This is a genomic window from Haloferax sp. ATB1, from assembly GCF_000730175.1.
Genome location: NZ_JPES01000050.1, coordinates 17,797 through 33,110 on the forward strand (window position 1 = coordinate 17,797; position 15,314 = coordinate 33,110).

16 protein-coding genes are annotated in these 15,314 nt (G+C 51.2%); 7 read left to right on the forward strand and 9 right to left on the reverse strand.

Annotated features, from left to right (window positions below; translation table 11 throughout):
• The first annotated feature begins 699 nt into the window (after positions 1-699).
• The 4 genes from ATB1_RS08425 to ATB1_RS08435 all read left to right on the forward strand — a co-directional run bounded on the left by ATB1_RS08425 (position 700) and on the right by ATB1_RS08435 (position 3,206).
• Positions 700-1,176, forward strand: a complete 477-nt coding sequence (locus ATB1_RS08425; RefSeq protein ID WP_042663267.1) for a hypothetical protein — start codon at positions 700-702, stop codon at positions 1,174-1,176.
• Between the two features lie 221 nt (positions 1,177-1,397).
• Positions 1,398-2,120, forward strand: a complete 723-nt coding sequence (locus ATB1_RS21550; RefSeq protein WP_128081443.1) for a hypothetical protein — start codon at positions 1,398-1,400, stop codon at positions 2,118-2,120.
• Positions 2,121-2,183: 63 nt separating this feature from the next.
• On the forward strand, positions 2,184-2,663 hold the full coding sequence (locus ATB1_RS08430; RefSeq protein ID WP_042663269.1) for a hypothetical protein: 480 nt from the start codon (positions 2,184-2,186) through the stop codon (positions 2,661-2,663).
• 108 nt (positions 2,664-2,771) lie between these two features.
• On the forward strand, positions 2,772-3,206 hold the full coding sequence (locus ATB1_RS08435; protein WP_128081444.1) for a hypothetical protein: 435 nt from the start codon (positions 2,772-2,774) through the stop codon (positions 3,204-3,206).
• Positions 3,207-3,224: 18 nt separating this feature from the next.
• Here the strand turns inward: ATB1_RS08435 and ATB1_RS08440 are convergent, their stop codons facing one another.
• Together ATB1_RS08440 and ATB1_RS08445 are read right to left on the reverse strand one after the other, a co-directional pair.
• A complete protein-coding gene (locus tag ATB1_RS08440; protein WP_042663271.1) occupies positions 3,225-3,833 on the reverse strand; it encodes a site-specific integrase in 609 nt (202 codons plus the stop codon).
• Between the two features lie 148 nt (positions 3,834-3,981).
• On the reverse strand, positions 3,982-4,353 hold the full coding sequence (locus ATB1_RS08445) for a hypothetical protein (protein WP_128081445.1): 372 nt from the start codon (positions 4,351-4,353) through the stop codon (positions 3,982-3,984).
• A 555-nt stretch (positions 4,354-4,908) separates the two neighbouring features.
• Here ATB1_RS08445 and ATB1_RS08450 point away from each other — a divergent pair.
• The 3 genes from ATB1_RS08450 (at position 4,909) to ATB1_RS08455 (ending at position 9,940) form a co-directional block, all read left to right on the forward strand.
• Positions 4,909-8,655: an ATP-binding protein gene (locus ATB1_RS08450; protein WP_241768150.1), complete on the forward strand. Its 3,747-nt coding sequence runs from the start codon at positions 4,909-4,911 to the stop codon at positions 8,653-8,655.
• A gap of 40 nt (positions 8,656-8,695) precedes the next feature.
• Entirely contained in the window at positions 8,696-8,872 is a 177-nt protein-coding gene (locus ATB1_RS21975; protein ID WP_157837729.1) for a hypothetical protein, read from the forward strand.
• A 630-nt stretch (positions 8,873-9,502) separates the two neighbouring features.
• On the forward strand, positions 9,503-9,940 hold the full coding sequence (locus tag ATB1_RS08455) for a hypothetical protein (protein WP_128081446.1): 438 nt from the start codon (positions 9,503-9,505) through the stop codon (positions 9,938-9,940).
• Positions 9,941-10,243: 303 nt separating this feature from the next.
• Here ATB1_RS08455 and ATB1_RS23135 read toward each other — a convergent pair whose 3' ends face one another.
• The 7 genes from ATB1_RS23135 to ATB1_RS08480 all read right to left on the reverse strand — a co-directional run bounded on the left by ATB1_RS23135 (position 10,244) and on the right by ATB1_RS08480 (position 14,903).
• On the reverse strand, positions 10,244-10,702 hold the full coding sequence (locus tag ATB1_RS23135; RefSeq protein ID WP_241768151.1) for a hypothetical protein: 459 nt from the start codon (positions 10,700-10,702) through the stop codon (positions 10,244-10,246).
• Between the two features lie 79 nt (positions 10,703-10,781).
• Positions 10,782-10,970: a hypothetical protein gene (locus tag ATB1_RS23145; RefSeq protein WP_241768152.1), complete on the reverse strand. Its 189-nt coding sequence runs from the start codon at positions 10,968-10,970 to the stop codon at positions 10,782-10,784.
• 118 nt (positions 10,971-11,088) lie between these two features.
• Positions 11,089-11,871 (reverse strand): hypothetical protein, encoded by a 783-nt coding sequence (locus ATB1_RS23150; protein WP_241768153.1) that lies wholly within the window; start codon positions 11,869-11,871, stop codon positions 11,089-11,091.
• A gap of 253 nt (positions 11,872-12,124) precedes the next feature.
• On the reverse strand, positions 12,125-13,201 hold the full coding sequence (locus tag ATB1_RS08465) for a site-specific integrase (protein WP_052367889.1): 1,077 nt from the start codon (positions 13,199-13,201) through the stop codon (positions 12,125-12,127).
• Positions 13,202-13,279: 78 nt separating this feature from the next.
• Positions 13,280-13,597, reverse strand: coding sequence for a hypothetical protein (locus ATB1_RS08470; RefSeq protein WP_042663276.1), 318 nt, complete (start codon positions 13,595-13,597; stop codon positions 13,280-13,282).
• A complete protein-coding gene (locus ATB1_RS22380; protein ID WP_198526064.1) occupies positions 13,594-14,286 on the reverse strand; it encodes a hypothetical protein in 693 nt (230 codons plus the stop codon). Before ATB1_RS22380 ends, ATB1_RS08470 begins: the two co-directional genes overlap by 4 nt.
• Positions 14,283-14,903, reverse strand: coding sequence for a hypothetical protein (locus ATB1_RS08480; protein ID WP_042663278.1), 621 nt, complete (start codon positions 14,901-14,903; stop codon positions 14,283-14,285). Before ATB1_RS08480 ends, ATB1_RS22380 begins: the two co-directional genes overlap by 4 nt.
• Positions 14,904-15,314 lie beyond the last annotated feature (411 nt).

Sequence of the window (15,314 nt, forward strand, 5' to 3'; positions counted from 1 at the left end):
AAAATTAGCAACCGGGATATTGCGTCCCTCGTCCGGCCACATTCTCAAAATTTCAGAACCTTCTAGTTCGGCTAGAAAGGCACTCCGTAGGTTCGATTCGCGGTCCTTTTGCCTTTTAAAATAAAGGACAAAGCTACCAAGCACACCGATCGCTGCGGGGATAAATAATGAAAAGAAATTGATAAGGAAGCCCCAATCATTGATCTCAATCATATCAGTACGCTGTGTAGTGGTGGTCCATAAATTCACCTAGGCTACTGGTCATGTACTCTGTTCCGAGAAAAGGCTATTTAACGACCTGTCGACAGAATTCAGCTCAAACTTCACTTAGCTTCTGCTTCCCACAAAACGGGCAGTACTGGGGGAGTTTGAAGTCATCTTCAATTGAAAAACCTTCATCACAAGCACGACAGCGAAAGTCCATACAAAAATGACTAAATCGTAGACACTTACCACTATCCCTGCGTTGGACAGCATCGGCTTCCGAGAAGAGATTAGTCAAGGAAGCAATGATGCCACAAGTCGTGGTTTGGCTGTTACCTTCGGCTACTTATGGTTTGTTGAAATTGTGCTGAATATAGAGGGTGTAGTCAGCACTAGTCACTGTGGCCTACTGCAGCCCGGTGCGTAATACGATGTTCGAGGAATATGCTCGTCCAAGCTAAAGAGTAATGAACAGAGCATATCGAACTATCTGCCATGGAACTCCAGTCTCTTGCTGTTGAGTTTTCCGTAGTGTTCTTCGGTGCCGTCTCTGGTGTCTTGCTCGGGCAATTTCTCGTTTATTACAGAAATAGGAAAGAAAAGATCGATCAGCTGAACAACGTCATCGGATGGCTAGAGAGAACGAGCGGCCAGATTATTTTTGAGCAGTGTATGATTGAGGGTTCGTTTGTGTGGCAACTCCATGAGCAACTTCTGGAATCGTATAGCGAGACCACGATGCTACTCAATGATAGAGAAAGGCGGGAACTAGAGAATATATTGACTGAGATGTCTCGTCTGAAACAGATCGCGCGGGTTGATCTCGAGATGGATGATACCCTCGATTCAGATGCTCAAGACAAGCGCCGAGACCGGCACGCATACTTGATGAAATCGGTGGAACGCCTCGACTATCCGTTGGGGGAACTCTCCTTTTGGAAGACTTTTCAGCGATTTGTTGGGATCAGATAATAAACTGACGTAGAGGTTGCACCGAACTGACTCTGTGTAAGATGAGCGCTCTGTATTCAACACGGGGTTCACAGCAGTGAGTTGATAATGTAGTGGGTTCAGCAGCTTCCGAGAAGAGGTTACTTTCGGTATCTCCGACTCGGACCATTCGTGTTGTTCTTACTGAACCGTCGGAATGAGGTAACAGTCATATATTTGTGGTTTTATCTTGACACCAATCTATGAGTGACAGCTTGAGGGAATCGGACGACGAACTTGTTCCGCTTCGAGAGGAGTATACAAACGCTAAGGAGAGGCTCACCCGACAGGTATCGACTTTCCGTGCGTTCGCTAAAGAGGGTCAGCAGATGCTCCGAATTACTCTACTCTTTATCGGTGTGTTTCTCACGGCAGTCTCTTTCCTCGGTTTGGATGTTGCCCAGCAGACTCTCGGTTCAACGTCGTGTGCAGTCTATATCACACCGTGGGATGATTGTCTATCCCATCGCCTATTATCTATTTTCACAGGCTGTGGATTAGCAGTCAGCGCTATCGGCCACAGTATGGCAACAGGGAATGAAGCGCGTGCAATCGCTTACGCTGGAACAACTGATGACATCGCAGATGTACTTGATAGGCATGATGAAGGCGAATATCTACGCGAACGATTGAAGTCGTACTCAGATCGGATAGACCGGAATAACCGATTTCTCAATGTAGTTGAATCCTCGCTTGCACTCGGGAAGACGGGGTTAGCAATCAGCATTATTGGAACGACCGTTCTTACACTCACTCTGGTTTTGGGGCCAAGTCCTCCCTGGTTCACCCTCTCGAGCGTTGGCACTCTGTTTCTTATCCTGCTTGTGGCGTTCTGGGCTACACCCAATGAAGTAATCCGAGAGGATAGATTGTTTCGTGACCGTCGCTCACTCCTTAGTGCGATAGTGGACTATTTCCGAGAATAGGCTATTCTCAGAATGTAGCTTGTGTTGAATAGAATTATGGACAGATAGGCCACATCTTAGTATATGCGTGAGTTGGTCTTGGACAATTCTATACTGAGTCGATTTAAGGATGGTACAATTGATTTGGCTCTTGTGGAGGAGTCATCAAGTGAGGTCCAATACTATGTTCCATCCACACAGCACATTGAATTCCTTGACGACTTTGACAACCTTCGAGAAGATCTCCAAGACTCAATTCAAACGGTTCTGAATACCCTGGAACCAGAGTTGCTTAATTTAGAATCTGCCCCGTTTGGTAGCTCCCCGTTTGGACATGGGCCATTTGGAGGTGGCGATTCAAAGCATTACGAAGAGATTCTTAACAGAATGCCTGAAGACGATACCAATTCGAACTGGGATGCTCTTGGAGCAGAAACAGCAATCAACTGTGGATTAACTTTTGTAACCCAAGACAGCGACCTCCAAGATGCTTTGAAAGACTATTCTCCAGATAACCTCATGACATTTGAGCAGTACAGAGAACTCTTGGAAACCTACGAATAATAACTCTGGTGTCAAACTACTGAACTAGTTCGGGCATCCGACAAGTACTATTCGCGGAAGTTAGTGGTGGGCGCAGATATAAAAGGGAAGGCAGTAGCAAATCACACTATGACAGTGGAAATCTGTAAAAGCCAGAAGGAGGTTAATAGTGCATTTTCCCGTGCAGACGATGCAAACTGCCCACACTTCTGGATAAAGACGCGTCAGAAGTATGCACATCTTGAGGTGGATATGATTACGACTGACGGTTTCATGCTCGCCAAGGAACAACTCGACAGAATCACTGATATCTTCGACGACTACTGCAAACGGGCCTACGAAGACCCAGATCACAAGCAGACCCCTGTATACGTTGGTCGGGGTCAGGTAGTAGTTTCGATCCACCCACTACGAATACCCGTAGCGAAAGAGGCAGCAAAAGACATCGAACAAATCGTACTTGATGAAGAGTCGTGGGTCCCGAGGGGAAGAGACGGAAATGTGAGAGAAACCCCCCTCGAGAACAGCCCAGATTCAGATGATAGCAAACTGGACGTTTGGTAGCTCAGAACCCCTCTCGGATCAAAGGGAGACCTCGCTCATCGACTTGATGATGTTCTCTTCTGACGGAGCTGCGAGGTAGGGCTCGATAGCGTCGTAGCTGGACCAGCCGCCGAGTGCCATCACGATTCGCGGCGACACTCCTTCCTCGACGAGCAGGTGATGCGCCCAGCAGCGGCGCAGATCGTGACTGGAGACGCGTCGGTAGTCGTCGTCGCCGGTCGCGTCCGCAGCTGCGTCGGCGGCGCGGTCGACCCACCCTTGGAGAGTTCGCTTCGAGCGTTGGACGACAGGGTCGCTTGGGCCGATGTCGTTGCCGTCTTGGACGAAGCGATTGATTCGCGCTTCGAGGTCGATGGAAAGCCACGTCTCACGTTGCTTCCCGTGTGCGTGTTCGCCCGTGGTGTCTTTCCCACTCCGGATTTCGAGCTTGTAGTGTCGACCGTCGGTGCGTCGAGAGATATCGTTCGGAGTGACGTCGAGGACTTCGGCGACGCGAAGACCAGAGTCGCCCATCAGCCTGAGCGCGATTTCCGCGAGGTCGGAGTGTGCTTGACGTGGGAGTTCTCGATACTCGGTTCGATTCATCCAGACGTTCCACGTTCCATCCTTGTTCCGTTCGGTTCGCATAGGTTCACGTTTCTCTAGAGAAGCACGCAGGATAAGTCATCGGGCGGGTTCAGTGGTTCGTCTGAGATGGCGCTTTTCGAGCGTTTGAGTCGGTGGGCGTTCTCTCGATTGCACGTTTCTGTAGAAACGCGAAATCGAGATGGATCACCTACCGGAAGTAGTCAAAATAGGCATCTTCGTCGATACCGCCAGCAGTCATTTCATCGAACGTGACACCATCTGGTGTTTCGATTTCATCTGACTTTGTCATCGTCGTCCGCTGTTCCCAGTACTCCATAATTGCATCACTAGCGGCTTGAAAGCCGCCTTTGGCATCTTTCTCAGTCTCGTAGAACTCTTTGAAAACAGCTGTCCATGAGTCCTCCTCGCGTTCGAAGACTAAGCCGAAGTGGGCGGGTGAGTAGGTGCTGATGACGAAGGACAGTACAATTTCTGCTTGACCACCGACTTCGAGTACGGTTAGAGGCGTCGAATCAGCTATCGTCTCTGAGTCGTCGGGAAAGCTGGACACCTCTCGCATGAGGAGTGGACGGTTTGGGAGAGAGTCAACGAACATCAATTTGACAGTTCTCAGACTGCCATAATGAAAGAACCGCCCCAACGTCGAGTCTATATTTTTCGCACAGGCAAGTCGCGCCGAGTAGGTGCGGCGACCTCTGTTTCTACACAAACGTGAAACGCTTGGTTGCACAAGTCATCGAGATCTTAGTCGGTCCTTCATAGCAGTTGTTGTGAATACGGTCTATCTACTCATGGAATATTTGAATCTGACAGGATTCTTTTCCTGACATATTTTGTGAAATTCTCTCTCAAAAGTTATAGAATTCTGGACACATTGGCATTTCCGGGGCGGTGGAGTATTCCACCCAAACACATTGACTAATGAAAAAGAAGTTGTTCTTACCCAACCCGTCATTTCAGACCACATCGCCACTTGGACTTTGCTGTATTCGTTGAACACCGATCAAGCAGACTTTTAGACTGATATCCGCTGCCAGCCTAACGCAAATCCAAATGGTAAGAAAACTCTGAGCTAAGCCCAGATATTAAACCACTCGCATTAATATCACTAATTATGGTTGAACCAATCTCCATCGGAGCAAGTATTCTCGCTTCGTCTGCTGTGAACTATGTCTACAGTAAAGGGAAGCGGATGCATTTCCTGAATGAAGCTGTGGAGAATGCGGCTTCTCAGGTAGCTGAGAACCACGATGGACTGGACTCTGAGGTTTTCATACATATCTTCCAAGATGACGAAGTCATTGAGCTTGTCAAAGAGTTTGAAAATGGAAGCGATTTCATCACACCAGAAAAAATCGCTCGTACATTCAACGATAATCTACTCGGGGAGGAAGTAGAGGTCTCAGTTGAAGAACTGGTGCTGGAGTTTTTGAACCAGCTAGAGATAGAAATCAGCCAGAACCAAGAGATGGGGTCCAAGCTGCGTACCATCTATCTACAGCGGATCCACCAGTATTCTGAAGATCTAGATGAAGGACAGGAAGAGCTCTTGCGTGGCATTCAGGAAATTGAAGCTCGAATACCAACCGACAAAGGATACGATATTTTCCAACCGATCCACGATCGATTTGGTCAGCAACTTGACGGAGAAGACCCTATCAATAGATATGATCTCCCACTCTTTGGACGTGAGACTGAGTTGGATAGAGTTCGGAATTTCCCAGAAGCCGAGGAAGACGTACTTATACTCACTGGACGTGCTGGAATCGGGAAGACACGACTCGTGGTCGAAGGTAGCCTACTTTTAGAAGCCGAACACTCGGATTGGCAAGTTTACTGGACGGATATTGACGCTGGAAACATCGACGATGGACTCGAAGAACTTGACCTAGAGGACAGAAGTACTATTCTTTTCATTGACGATGCACGAAACACGGGTCAGATCAGGCGTTTATTCGACCTGGTGGACCAACACCAACCACATCTCAAACTCATCTTTGCGGAAAGACTACATTTCACTTCTGCACTGCAAAGCCATGGAAACCGACTCAGAGGTATTGAGATAGACACAGTCGAACTCCCCCGGCTGGATACAAACGATATACACAGTATATTACAAGAATACTACGGGATAAATGATCCATCAAATCTAGAGCGAATTGCAGCGATCAGTGAAGGTATCCCCCTTTTCGCCCACCTTCTCGCTGAACAAAGCTCTAGAGGGGAACAAGCAGACTCAATTGCACAGGAAGAAGTGTTAGAAGAGGTATTTGAGGACATTATCAACGATATCCAAAGACTGGATAGAGTAGGAAATACACAGGATTTGGAGACATACGTCAAACACCTAGCAGCTATTGGAGAATTTAATACAGACAACGACGAGCAAATTAAACGATTCCGAGAAATCTTAAACATCGATGAGACCACAGAGGAAAACATCAGAGAAACGCTAAAAGAGCAGATCGGACTGGTCGCCAAACACGGAAGTAGTCTAACCATCCAACCAGATGCTTTGCAAGAATACATCGTCTATGACAGCTTCTTCTCAGATTCTCCACGAAACTACCAAAACAAAATCTACGACAATTTCAGCGAGTTCACAGGGAAGAACCAGATCAACCAGTTAGCTGTAATCCATCAACGATACGACTGTAGAGACGCCCGGAAAACCATTCGAGACGCCTTGGATTCAGAAATAGATCAGCTAAATGAGTACAGCTTTGCTGAAAGAGTGAGAATTCTGCGTCGATTCAAAGTCTTGGGCTCAGCGTATCCGCATTACGCAATCAGGCTTGTCAAAAAATCGTTTCGGGAAGAACTTCCTGAAGATCAAGAAGACGAACAACTCTTTCGGAGCTCAATGTACACGACATCTCCAGCCGGAGACCTCTTAATCGAATCTATTGACTTGCTTTCCAACGCTCTACAGGGGGAACCAGAAGAAGCGACCGTCTGGCTACTCCGGATTGCAGTTGATCATCCGTCACAGTCGCAGCTTCGAACCGAAAGCGTAGAACAAAAACTCAAGCAAGCGATGCGACCCGGTCTCCAGAGATCACCTGCCGCACAGCAAAAGATCTTGGACGTAGTCGGGGAAAACTTCCTCAACGAAGAGATCAAGAAAGAACTCCGGCTTGACCTGCTCGACGTTATCGGGGAAACCTCCAAAATACAGATACACGACTTCTCTGTTGACCCGGTCGACCACTCCCAAATGAGGTCTTGGCAGGGAGACCTTCGAATGACGGAACCGCAGATGGAACTACGGAAACAAGCCGTCGAATATCTCATTCAGATTATTTGGGAGGACTCTCATACCGAAGTGAGGAGAAAGGCCGCGAAGAAGCTGATGGACTTCGAGAACTCACAGGCGAGGTACTACGGTAAACATCAAGAAGTGATCAACGAGGAAGAACTCATTCGGATCCTCGAATTCGCCTCTGAATACGTCTTACAGGACGAGGACTTGCAGTGTATCGATACCCTGAGCAAGCTAGCCGACCGAGAAAACGCGGAAGAGCTCGGCATCAAATCGGAAGCTCAGGAACTGGGAGAGGCGTTAGCAGAGAACGAGAGATACCCGCTTCTCCAGAATATGAAGTATAGCCCTCCGAAAAAGATGGAGGAAAGGGAAGCTGAAATTCGTAGGTTTGCGGAAGATTTGGACGAAGAGGAACTCGAACCATCCGATTTCTCGGATATCATCTCAGAACTCGCGGACACGTCATTCAACCAGTTCTTCAGGGTGTTAGCAGACGAGCGGCCTGAATATGGAGAAAAACTTCTTGAAGCCGATGATTTGGACCTCGATCCTTGTAAACCACAAGTCCTCGTAGGGATCTGTTCCACCACCCCGGAAGAAGGGAAAGAACTTGTTGACCAGTACGTCAAGGAAGATCAATTTGAACTGGTTTCTGCAGGTCTTAGCGCCTTAGCCACTCAAGACTTGGACTTCGCTAAAGAGAACGTCAACGAACTACTGGAAAATAAATCTGAGATATCTCGGGAACTCGCATCTGGACTCAGCCAGGTGGTACACGGGTACTGGGAAGATAACCAGGACTGGACAGAATCAGTCCTGCTCACGCTTCTCCAAGACACAGAATCACTTGATTCACAGTCCGTGGACAATATTTTGCGGCCACTCCCGTTACACAAGAACAGCTCGCAGGAAGTAGATGGGAAAATCTTTGAAGAAGTGTTGGACTACGCTGAAAAAAGAGAAAACCTGGCCTCGGAATCGCATAGCGTTGAACTCGTAATCCAGGAAGTTGCGGAACGGGACCCGGAACGGTTTGTTGACTTTGCCCTCCAACGACTGGAAAACGAACATACCGGGGTCTCACTCGTGCCAACACACCTTGATATGGAAACAGACAGGATGAAAGAAGCAGGTAGCTACGAATCCGCAGTCAATAAAATACGTGACCGGATTCTCGATACCGACTACTACACCCCGATGGCATTCTCAGACCTTACCGGATCCTTCCCCATAGCTGATATCACAGAACACCTCCTATCAAGAATCCCGGACTGTTCTGAGGACCAGTTGCTCCGAGTTATCTGGTACTGCAAGTTCCTCCCGATAACCGAGGACACCGAGAAGATATACCGTAAAGTGGTAACCGAAGGCGTTGACAATATCCAAGAAGCAGACTCTGTTCAAAACGTGATCCACAGTGCACTCTACACTGATGCAATGGCTTCCGTAAGTTTGTCTGGCGTCAGCAAGAAAGAAGATGAAATAGAAATGCTCCGAGACTGGCAAGAGGATCCTTCACTTTCATCCTCCGTCCATCTGTTCGCCGAGGAAGCTGAATATCGGCTTTTAGAGGGTATGAAAAGGTCTCTAAATTGAATCTATATATTATAAATTTTTCTATAATTTCTTTGAGTTGATGGACGAACTCTATGAATTTCTCGCAGCGGTGATTATTGCCTTAGTAGTCTACATCGTAAGCGGGGATTTTGTGGAATTGGCTGCCGCAGGACCATTCAATCCAGAGCTACTCCGTGTTCTTGCGGCTATATCGGCTCCCACTGGACTCAAGGGATTATTCGAATTGCTCAATTGAATATAGGTGAACTGGAACACGCACAGAGAGGAGAGACTAGACTGCCTCGTGGTCTCTTCGCGAACGCGTGAAGTATCTCAAGTTATGTGGTTCGATCTAGCGAGATTCCGGTGGTGGCCGGTCCTTGGAGATGACTTGATCTCGGGTGTTGGGGTGCTCGAGGAACTGCGAGATCCGCGTAGGTCAAGCGAATCCGATTCAATTGACAGAACGTGTGGAGTGGGCATTCTAGAATGTGTGCCCGACCATATCCACTGCATTGATGACTGAATCAATATTATCAACTATATGATAACAGACAATCCTAAACCATAGATTTTGCACAATCTGTTCATATTTTTCGTTCGTTACTGGGCGCAAGTTGATTTCTATGCTTATTTTCATCCTTTTCTCTAATTTATCAGTAATATATACGCAGTACTTAAGTGAGGTTTAGGAGTGTCAAAGTAGAATGACTAAACCAGTTCAGGTGAGAAAATTTCGCGCGGACAAGCCGCGCCGAGTAGGCGCCGCGACCCCCGTTTCATCTGTTTCATCTGGAGTCTGAGCGCAGCGAATACTCCGGTAATCTTGGTTTGTGGCTCTCTAGCCACCCAACAAGATTTGTCAAAAGAGCCCTATCGTTTTGGTATGACCTCAAGTCCCTCAATGCCAGTTCCAGAAGAGTGGCCATTCACAGGCAAAGCAGCAAACTGTGCCATCTGCGGAAAACCGGCTCACAGCCATCGAATCTCCGGGCTGGGGTTGACAGCGGCGATGGCATTCAAAAACGGGTTGTCAGCAGACGAAATAAAAGCGTATTCTGGAACATTAGATTTCGTCACTTGTCATACCTGCTGGAAGGAATCTGGATTAAGCGTCCTCAAAGGTAGGACAGAACTCAAAGAGCATGGAAACGAGATCGTACTCAATGATGACGTAATGTCCGCTGCGTCTAGCGTTGACGCAAGATACGTTGCGCTTGACGAGCTATTTGATCTTCACGAGGACGAGAACTGGCCGGATGAATACGTAGATAAATCGGTAATACAAACCAAGGAGCTGGAGAAGGCGTTTGAGAACTGGTAGCTGATTTGGTAAGTTCGCACGGTAGAGAATCGCCGTTTTTCGCGTAGCGCTTCGCACTCTGCCTTTCGCGTGGATCAATTGCAGCTACACAGCCGGAGGGTTATTTTTTGAAAGTTGTGACGTTAGTCGCACTCTCTAAGGGGATGTTCGCACGGAGTGCGAACGACCCGCGGCGGACCCGGCGCGCAGCCGTGGTTCGCCGGTGTCGATGGTTCCACCCGAAGCGTTGGTTCGGGTATGATTCAGAGAGTAGTATATAAAAGAACGAACTGGAGAGGAGTGTTGCCACTCACGAGGGCCGGTCTATCTGAGGTGCTGATTCGCGACCGTAGACTGCGATGGACCGTATGCTTGATCGTAGACGACGATCGCGTTGTAGAACCGACTGGCGTCAAGTCCAGCGTCGCACCACGCGCCGTATCCGTTATCCAAGACCTCCGGAAGGTACTCGCCCTTCTTCGACTTGGCGTCGCTCAGGATCGACCTGACACGTATCTTCACGCGCTTCGAGCGGTCGTCCATTCCTTGGACAACTTCTGCGCCGTACCGGTTCAACCAGTTCTGTAACGCGCGGCCGGAACGCTCCAGGTCGCGCGGGTCGACCGAGAGGACGTTCTCTACGAGTCGCGCGTTCGACTCGACGACGTCTTCGGTGATGGAGGTGATTTCCCGCACCTGCTGAGCCATCTTTGAGGAGACCCACGAAACCACGCGGTTGTCGCAGTCCAGAAGCCCACTGAGTCGCTGGAGTACGCGGTACACTGTTGATTCGGACCAACCAGTCTCTTTGGCAGCTTCGTCAACGGTCCCGCCGTCAGCTCTCGCGACGTACTGGAGAACGTCACGGGTCGGAGTCTTCGAGTTCTTGGAGCGTTCGGATGATAATTGACTCCTGCGACGCCTCGATTTCCGGCGTTGGGTCGTCCCAGAACGCGATGTTCCGGTCAGATTCTTCGGGAACGAAGTGGTCGTCCTCGACGAACCAATGACCGGGCTTCGATGGGATGTCTGCCCATTCGAGGATATTCATCATCTTCTCCTCGAGGTCAGCAACGAGATCGTGGCGGTCGCTCCATGCGACTGCCTGATCTTGGTTCAGATTCTTCTTGTATAGCGCGCCGAACTTCGGATTGTACAGCGGGTCACCCTTAGACTCCGTTGCGCACGTGCTCAGGGTGGTAGTGCTTGTACTGCATCCCCCGTGGACGGTGTCGGCTGTGCTTCGAGATCTGCTCGATTGCCTTCCGGTCGAGTCGGAGCTGGTGGTTGTAGCCGACGATCTTCTCGTTGTTCGAGTCATAGACGACGTGCGAACCCTCCTGGTCGGCGACGAGCATGAAGAGCTTCATGAACACGCCGTCGCTCCGAACGAGCTTTCTCGCCATCTCGCGGTCGAGACGGAGGTACCGCTCGTGTTGTGTAATCGCCGAGTACTCGTGAGGTGTCTCGGTGAAGTAGCGGCGCGACCAATCGAACCCGACTTTCTGACAGACGGCTCGAAGTATCTCCCGGATTAGATGCGGGATTTCGTCAAGTTCGATGTTGACCGTGTTCTGCAGTTTGACGTTGGTCGCGCGACCGAGACTCGCTGGGACCGTTCCCGGTCGGTTCTCGTCGTCCCACGCAAGACGTGGCTGAATACAGATTGGGAACTTTCGTCGACCCTCACCGTAGGCTTGGATGTCGTATTCGAGGAGCGTTGAGACGGTATCGTGTTTCGACGGCGAGAGGCCCGACTCATGGAAGCCAAGTGAGACCGTCCACGTCTCCGTTCCATCCTCCTCATAGCGTGGTATCTCAACTTCGAGCTTCGACAGACCTCCCTCGACATGGTTGTAGAGCTGTCGAACCGCCCAGTAGGGTGAGTCTTCATATTCCTTGTAGAGGAGATTCCCGCGGGTCTCGTGCGGAGTCGTTGCAACGTGGCTCACCGTCGGTCACCTCCGACGAGGTCGCGCCCGCAGCGCTCACAGCGGAACAGTTTCTCTGACTCGTGACCGCAGTTGGGCACTCGCGGGTCACGCAAACCACCCGTCAGAAGGGGTTTTTAAGCAGTTCTTTATTTTCTCTCTGCTATCTAATGCAAAATGTACAGAGAGAGCTTGTACTGCTGGTAATTTTAACCCATGAAAGTAAGAAGTGGGACCGCTGAGGTGAAGAATCCAAGTTCTACGCGTAGAAATCTCATTCATCCTCGTCCTCCTCTTCAGAATCCTCTCCGAGGAACGTCCGACGTGACTGCATCCGCTTGAGCAAATCAGGATGGTCGTAGTGCTGCCGGATGACTTCAGGAGTCGCGTTCGCGCGTTCCGACAGCACCTCAGGCGGCCACCCCTCATCACGGTGGTGTGTGATCGCCCCCGTCCGAACCCGATGTGGTGAGCGGGCAGAAGGGCACCGCTGCTCAAGTCCGTGTTTTCGAGCCTCGCAAGTCTGAACATCACGACCATGCGGACACGGTTCGTCGAAACGGCAAGGTTGGGTGATGATATTGAAAACGCGTCGAATCGCACCCCGACTCATCCGATTTTCTCCCTTCTCAGTTGAGAAGAGAGGGGCTCGATCATAGTCATCAGTCACGGGAACCCGATTCACCCGGATGAACGCGTCCAAAACCTCAGCAACTTCATCCGAAATAGCAACAGGACGCTGACCCTCGAACTTGTTCTTCAGAGGCGTCTGCTCCCGATGCCGGAAATAGACGAACGGCGTATCCACAGTCTCAACGATCTCCTCGAACTCCTCTTCACCAACCTCGGGGTAGTGTCGAAGACGGTCCAGATCGTCGTCATCGAGGTAGCAGTCTCCGACATCAAGCGCTCGCAGGGCACCAACACGGACAGTCGTGTGCCAAGCAAGGGCGAACATCGCGTGCTCCCGGGATGCAAATCGATACTTGGCGAGGTTGTCGAGAATCCCTTCAGCTCGACCCGACGCGAGTTTCTCTTTATTCACCCGCTCGTCCTTCAGCAAACTCGGGATCTCGATGGCTTTGACCAGTCCCTCCTCAACGGCGTTCAGGTCCTCGCAGAAAGACAGAAACAGCTTCAGCGTCCCGAATCGATTCTTCAGCGTCGACTGAGACAAGTCGCGTTCCCGCAACTCAGTGTCGAATTTGAAGATATCGCGTGTCGTGAGCGTATTGAGATTATCGACGCCGTTCTCATCGCACCATTCAATGAACTGATTGACTCGGTAGTAGTAGCTCTGAACCGTCTGGTCGGCTTTCTCCGACCGCTGTCGAGTGAGCCACATTTCCATCGCATCATCAGGCGAGAGTGGTTCGAGATCACTCACAGCGACCACCTCGCGCGATGAACGATGTGACCGAGACAGCAGTCATTCGAGACCGACCTCCGGTCTCTCGAAGGTGACCGAGCGGCCATCGAAGCTCACCGATTTAATCGACCAGCCGAAGTTCTGCGCGAGTTCGAGCGTCGCTTCGATAGCGAAGTGTGCATCCGAATCGAACCAGACGACTTCGGAGCCGTCGCGGTCACACTCGATCTGCTGGACGCCTTCGAGGCCGCTGACCGTCTGGAGCCACTCATTGATGTGGATCTCCTCGTACTGGAGCGCTTCCCGGATAAGCTCTCGACTCCGCTCGTGGTTCGCACCGTCCAGAGCGGCCTGGAGCGACGTGATCGCAGGCGTCATCTCTCGGCCTCCGAATCGACCAGTTCATCCGAAGCGCGCTGCGTCGCGTCAGCAGGAGACCGGCCGAGTTCCGCGTACTCACCGATTTGATCGAGGAACGCATCGACGATTTCCTCAACCGTGTCTCGCTTCTTGACGTTCGACCCCTGAGCGTTGAGCGTGTCGTCGATAAGACGTTTCCACGCGAGCTGGTCGTTCTCACGGATCTCCGAAACAGCATCATCGAACTCAGCGCACGCGACCGCGAGACGGAACGCGGCAGTCTGACGAACACGTTGACCGAGTTCGGCGTCCGAGAGGTTCGCGAGCGGCTTCTCGCCCCCATCAGTCTCGATGCCGTCGCCGCGGTTGACCCCGACGAGGTTGTACTTCTTGATCACGACGCCCTCACGTCCGCGAGATGCACGTGCTGCGGCCGTTATCAGGCCGACACCAATCGCTTCAGCTTGGTCCGGCGTCATCGTCGTCGAGGCGCGCACCGTGTCGAACTCTTCACAGACTTCGAAGATGACCCGGTCGGTCGTCGACTCGACGTAGAGCCGGTTCACCCGATCGGAGATATCCGCGGTCATCCCGCCATTCGAAGTGGTCGACTCCATGTCGAGCGAGACGCGCACTTCGTCAGCGCCAGCGGCCGCCTGTGCTTCGGGGATAGGCGACTCCCAGCAGTCGGTTGGCGTCTCACTCACCGTTCCTCACCACCATCAGCAACAGCCTCAGTGAGATCGACGACCAGCAACGTGAGCCACTGGTCGCTCGGCCTCTCCAGCGAGCATCGTCGGCGTGCTAGCGGAGTCGACTGAACCGCGTTCGTCCGCCGGTCCAGCGGTTCCCGCTCAAACACGTTCATCTCAACGAGGTCATCGATATTCGGGTAGACCTGAGCGTTGGTGACTTCGTGACCGTACCGCTCACTCAGCGCCCGCTTCATCTGGACGCCGTACGGAGACTCGCCCTGCTCGTTCTCGAACTCGATGACCGCCTTGACGAGTTGCTGCTGGAAGCCGGTCAGATCGAGCCACCGAACGCCACCATCTGCGACGAGTCTTACATCCTCCTCAAGGCGAGTCACTCGCCATCGCGTCGCCTTCGTCTCAGGACGGTAGCGTTCGACTTCGAGGCCATCGAACTCCACAGAGTCCCACTGCGGGTACAGACCGACAGCACGCGAAAACCAGTAGCCGACCTCTTTCCCATCGATGTCAGTTCTATTCGAGATGTTCTTCGCGTAGTAGATGCGGTCCTGTCCGGGTTCGAGGTCCTCACGAAGGAACGCGAGGAGCGTGTCGAGATTGTTGTAACTCATGATGTTAGTCCTCCCGCGCAATATCGCTCGCGCGGACGTTCGGTAGGGTACAACCGCACGGTTCGACCGTACGACTGGCGGGCCCACTTGCGGCGAAGCCCTCGATGGGCGTGGCACACGCTGGGCAGTTCGAAGACGTTGCACTAGTCGTGTCGCGGGACTTATTTCGCACCCGCGAGAGTGCTGATTTGGTCGTCATCTTGGGTGACGGCCCGTTGCTACCGGGCTCCTGTCTGCAGCAGGAGTCCGAGCGTTTTCCGTGACCTGTAGGCCACGGGGAGAGTCGTCACTACCGACAATAACCCCTCTACCATATAAATATTTGTTCAGAAAGAACTAATAATAGTCTAGTCCATGACAAGTCCAATGCTGTTATGTGAGCACTTGGAGACTGTTCGGTTGAATGCGACG

Bases quoted from the DNA above. Each gene is read 5' to 3' on its own strand.
- ATB1_RS08425 (WP_042663267.1), top strand. From the start codon at position 700: ATGGAACTCCAGTCTCTTGCTGTTGAGTTTTCCGTAGTGTTCTTCGGT.
- ATB1_RS21550 (WP_128081443.1), top strand. From the start codon at position 1,398: ATGAGTGACAGCTTGAGGGAATCGGACGACGAACTTGTTCCGCTTCGA.
- ATB1_RS08430 (WP_042663269.1), top strand. From the start codon at position 2,184: ATGCGTGAGTTGGTCTTGGACAATTCTATACTGAGTCGATTTAAGGAT.
- ATB1_RS08435 (WP_128081444.1), top strand. From the start codon at position 2,772: ATGACAGTGGAAATCTGTAAAAGCCAGAAGGAGGTTAATAGTGCATTT.
- ATB1_RS08440 (WP_042663271.1), bottom strand. From the start codon at position 3,833: ATGCGAACCGAACGGAACAAGGATGGAACGTGGAACGTCTGGATGAAT.
- ATB1_RS08445 (WP_128081445.1), bottom strand. From the start codon at position 4,353: ATGCGAGAGGTGTCCAGCTTTCCCGACGACTCAGAGACGATAGCTGAT.
- ATB1_RS08450 (WP_241768150.1), top strand. From the start codon at position 4,909: ATGGTTGAACCAATCTCCATCGGAGCAAGTATTCTCGCTTCGTCTGCT.
- ATB1_RS21975 (WP_157837729.1), top strand. From the start codon at position 8,696: ATGGACGAACTCTATGAATTTCTCGCAGCGGTGATTATTGCCTTAGTA.
- ATB1_RS08455 (WP_128081446.1), top strand. From the start codon at position 9,503: ATGACCTCAAGTCCCTCAATGCCAGTTCCAGAAGAGTGGCCATTCACA.
- ATB1_RS23145 (WP_241768152.1), bottom strand. From the start codon at position 10,970: ATGAATATCCTCGAATGGGCAGACATCCCATCGAAGCCCGGTCATTGG.
- ATB1_RS08465 (WP_052367889.1), bottom strand. From the start codon at position 13,201: ATGGAAATGTGGCTCACTCGACAGCGGTCGGAGAAAGCCGACCAGACG.
- ATB1_RS08470 (WP_042663276.1), bottom strand. From the start codon at position 13,597: ATGACGCCTGCGATCACGTCGCTCCAGGCCGCTCTGGACGGTGCGAAC.
- ATB1_RS08480 (WP_042663278.1), bottom strand. From the start codon at position 14,903: ATGAGTTACAACAATCTCGACACGCTCCTCGCGTTCCTTCGTGAGGAC.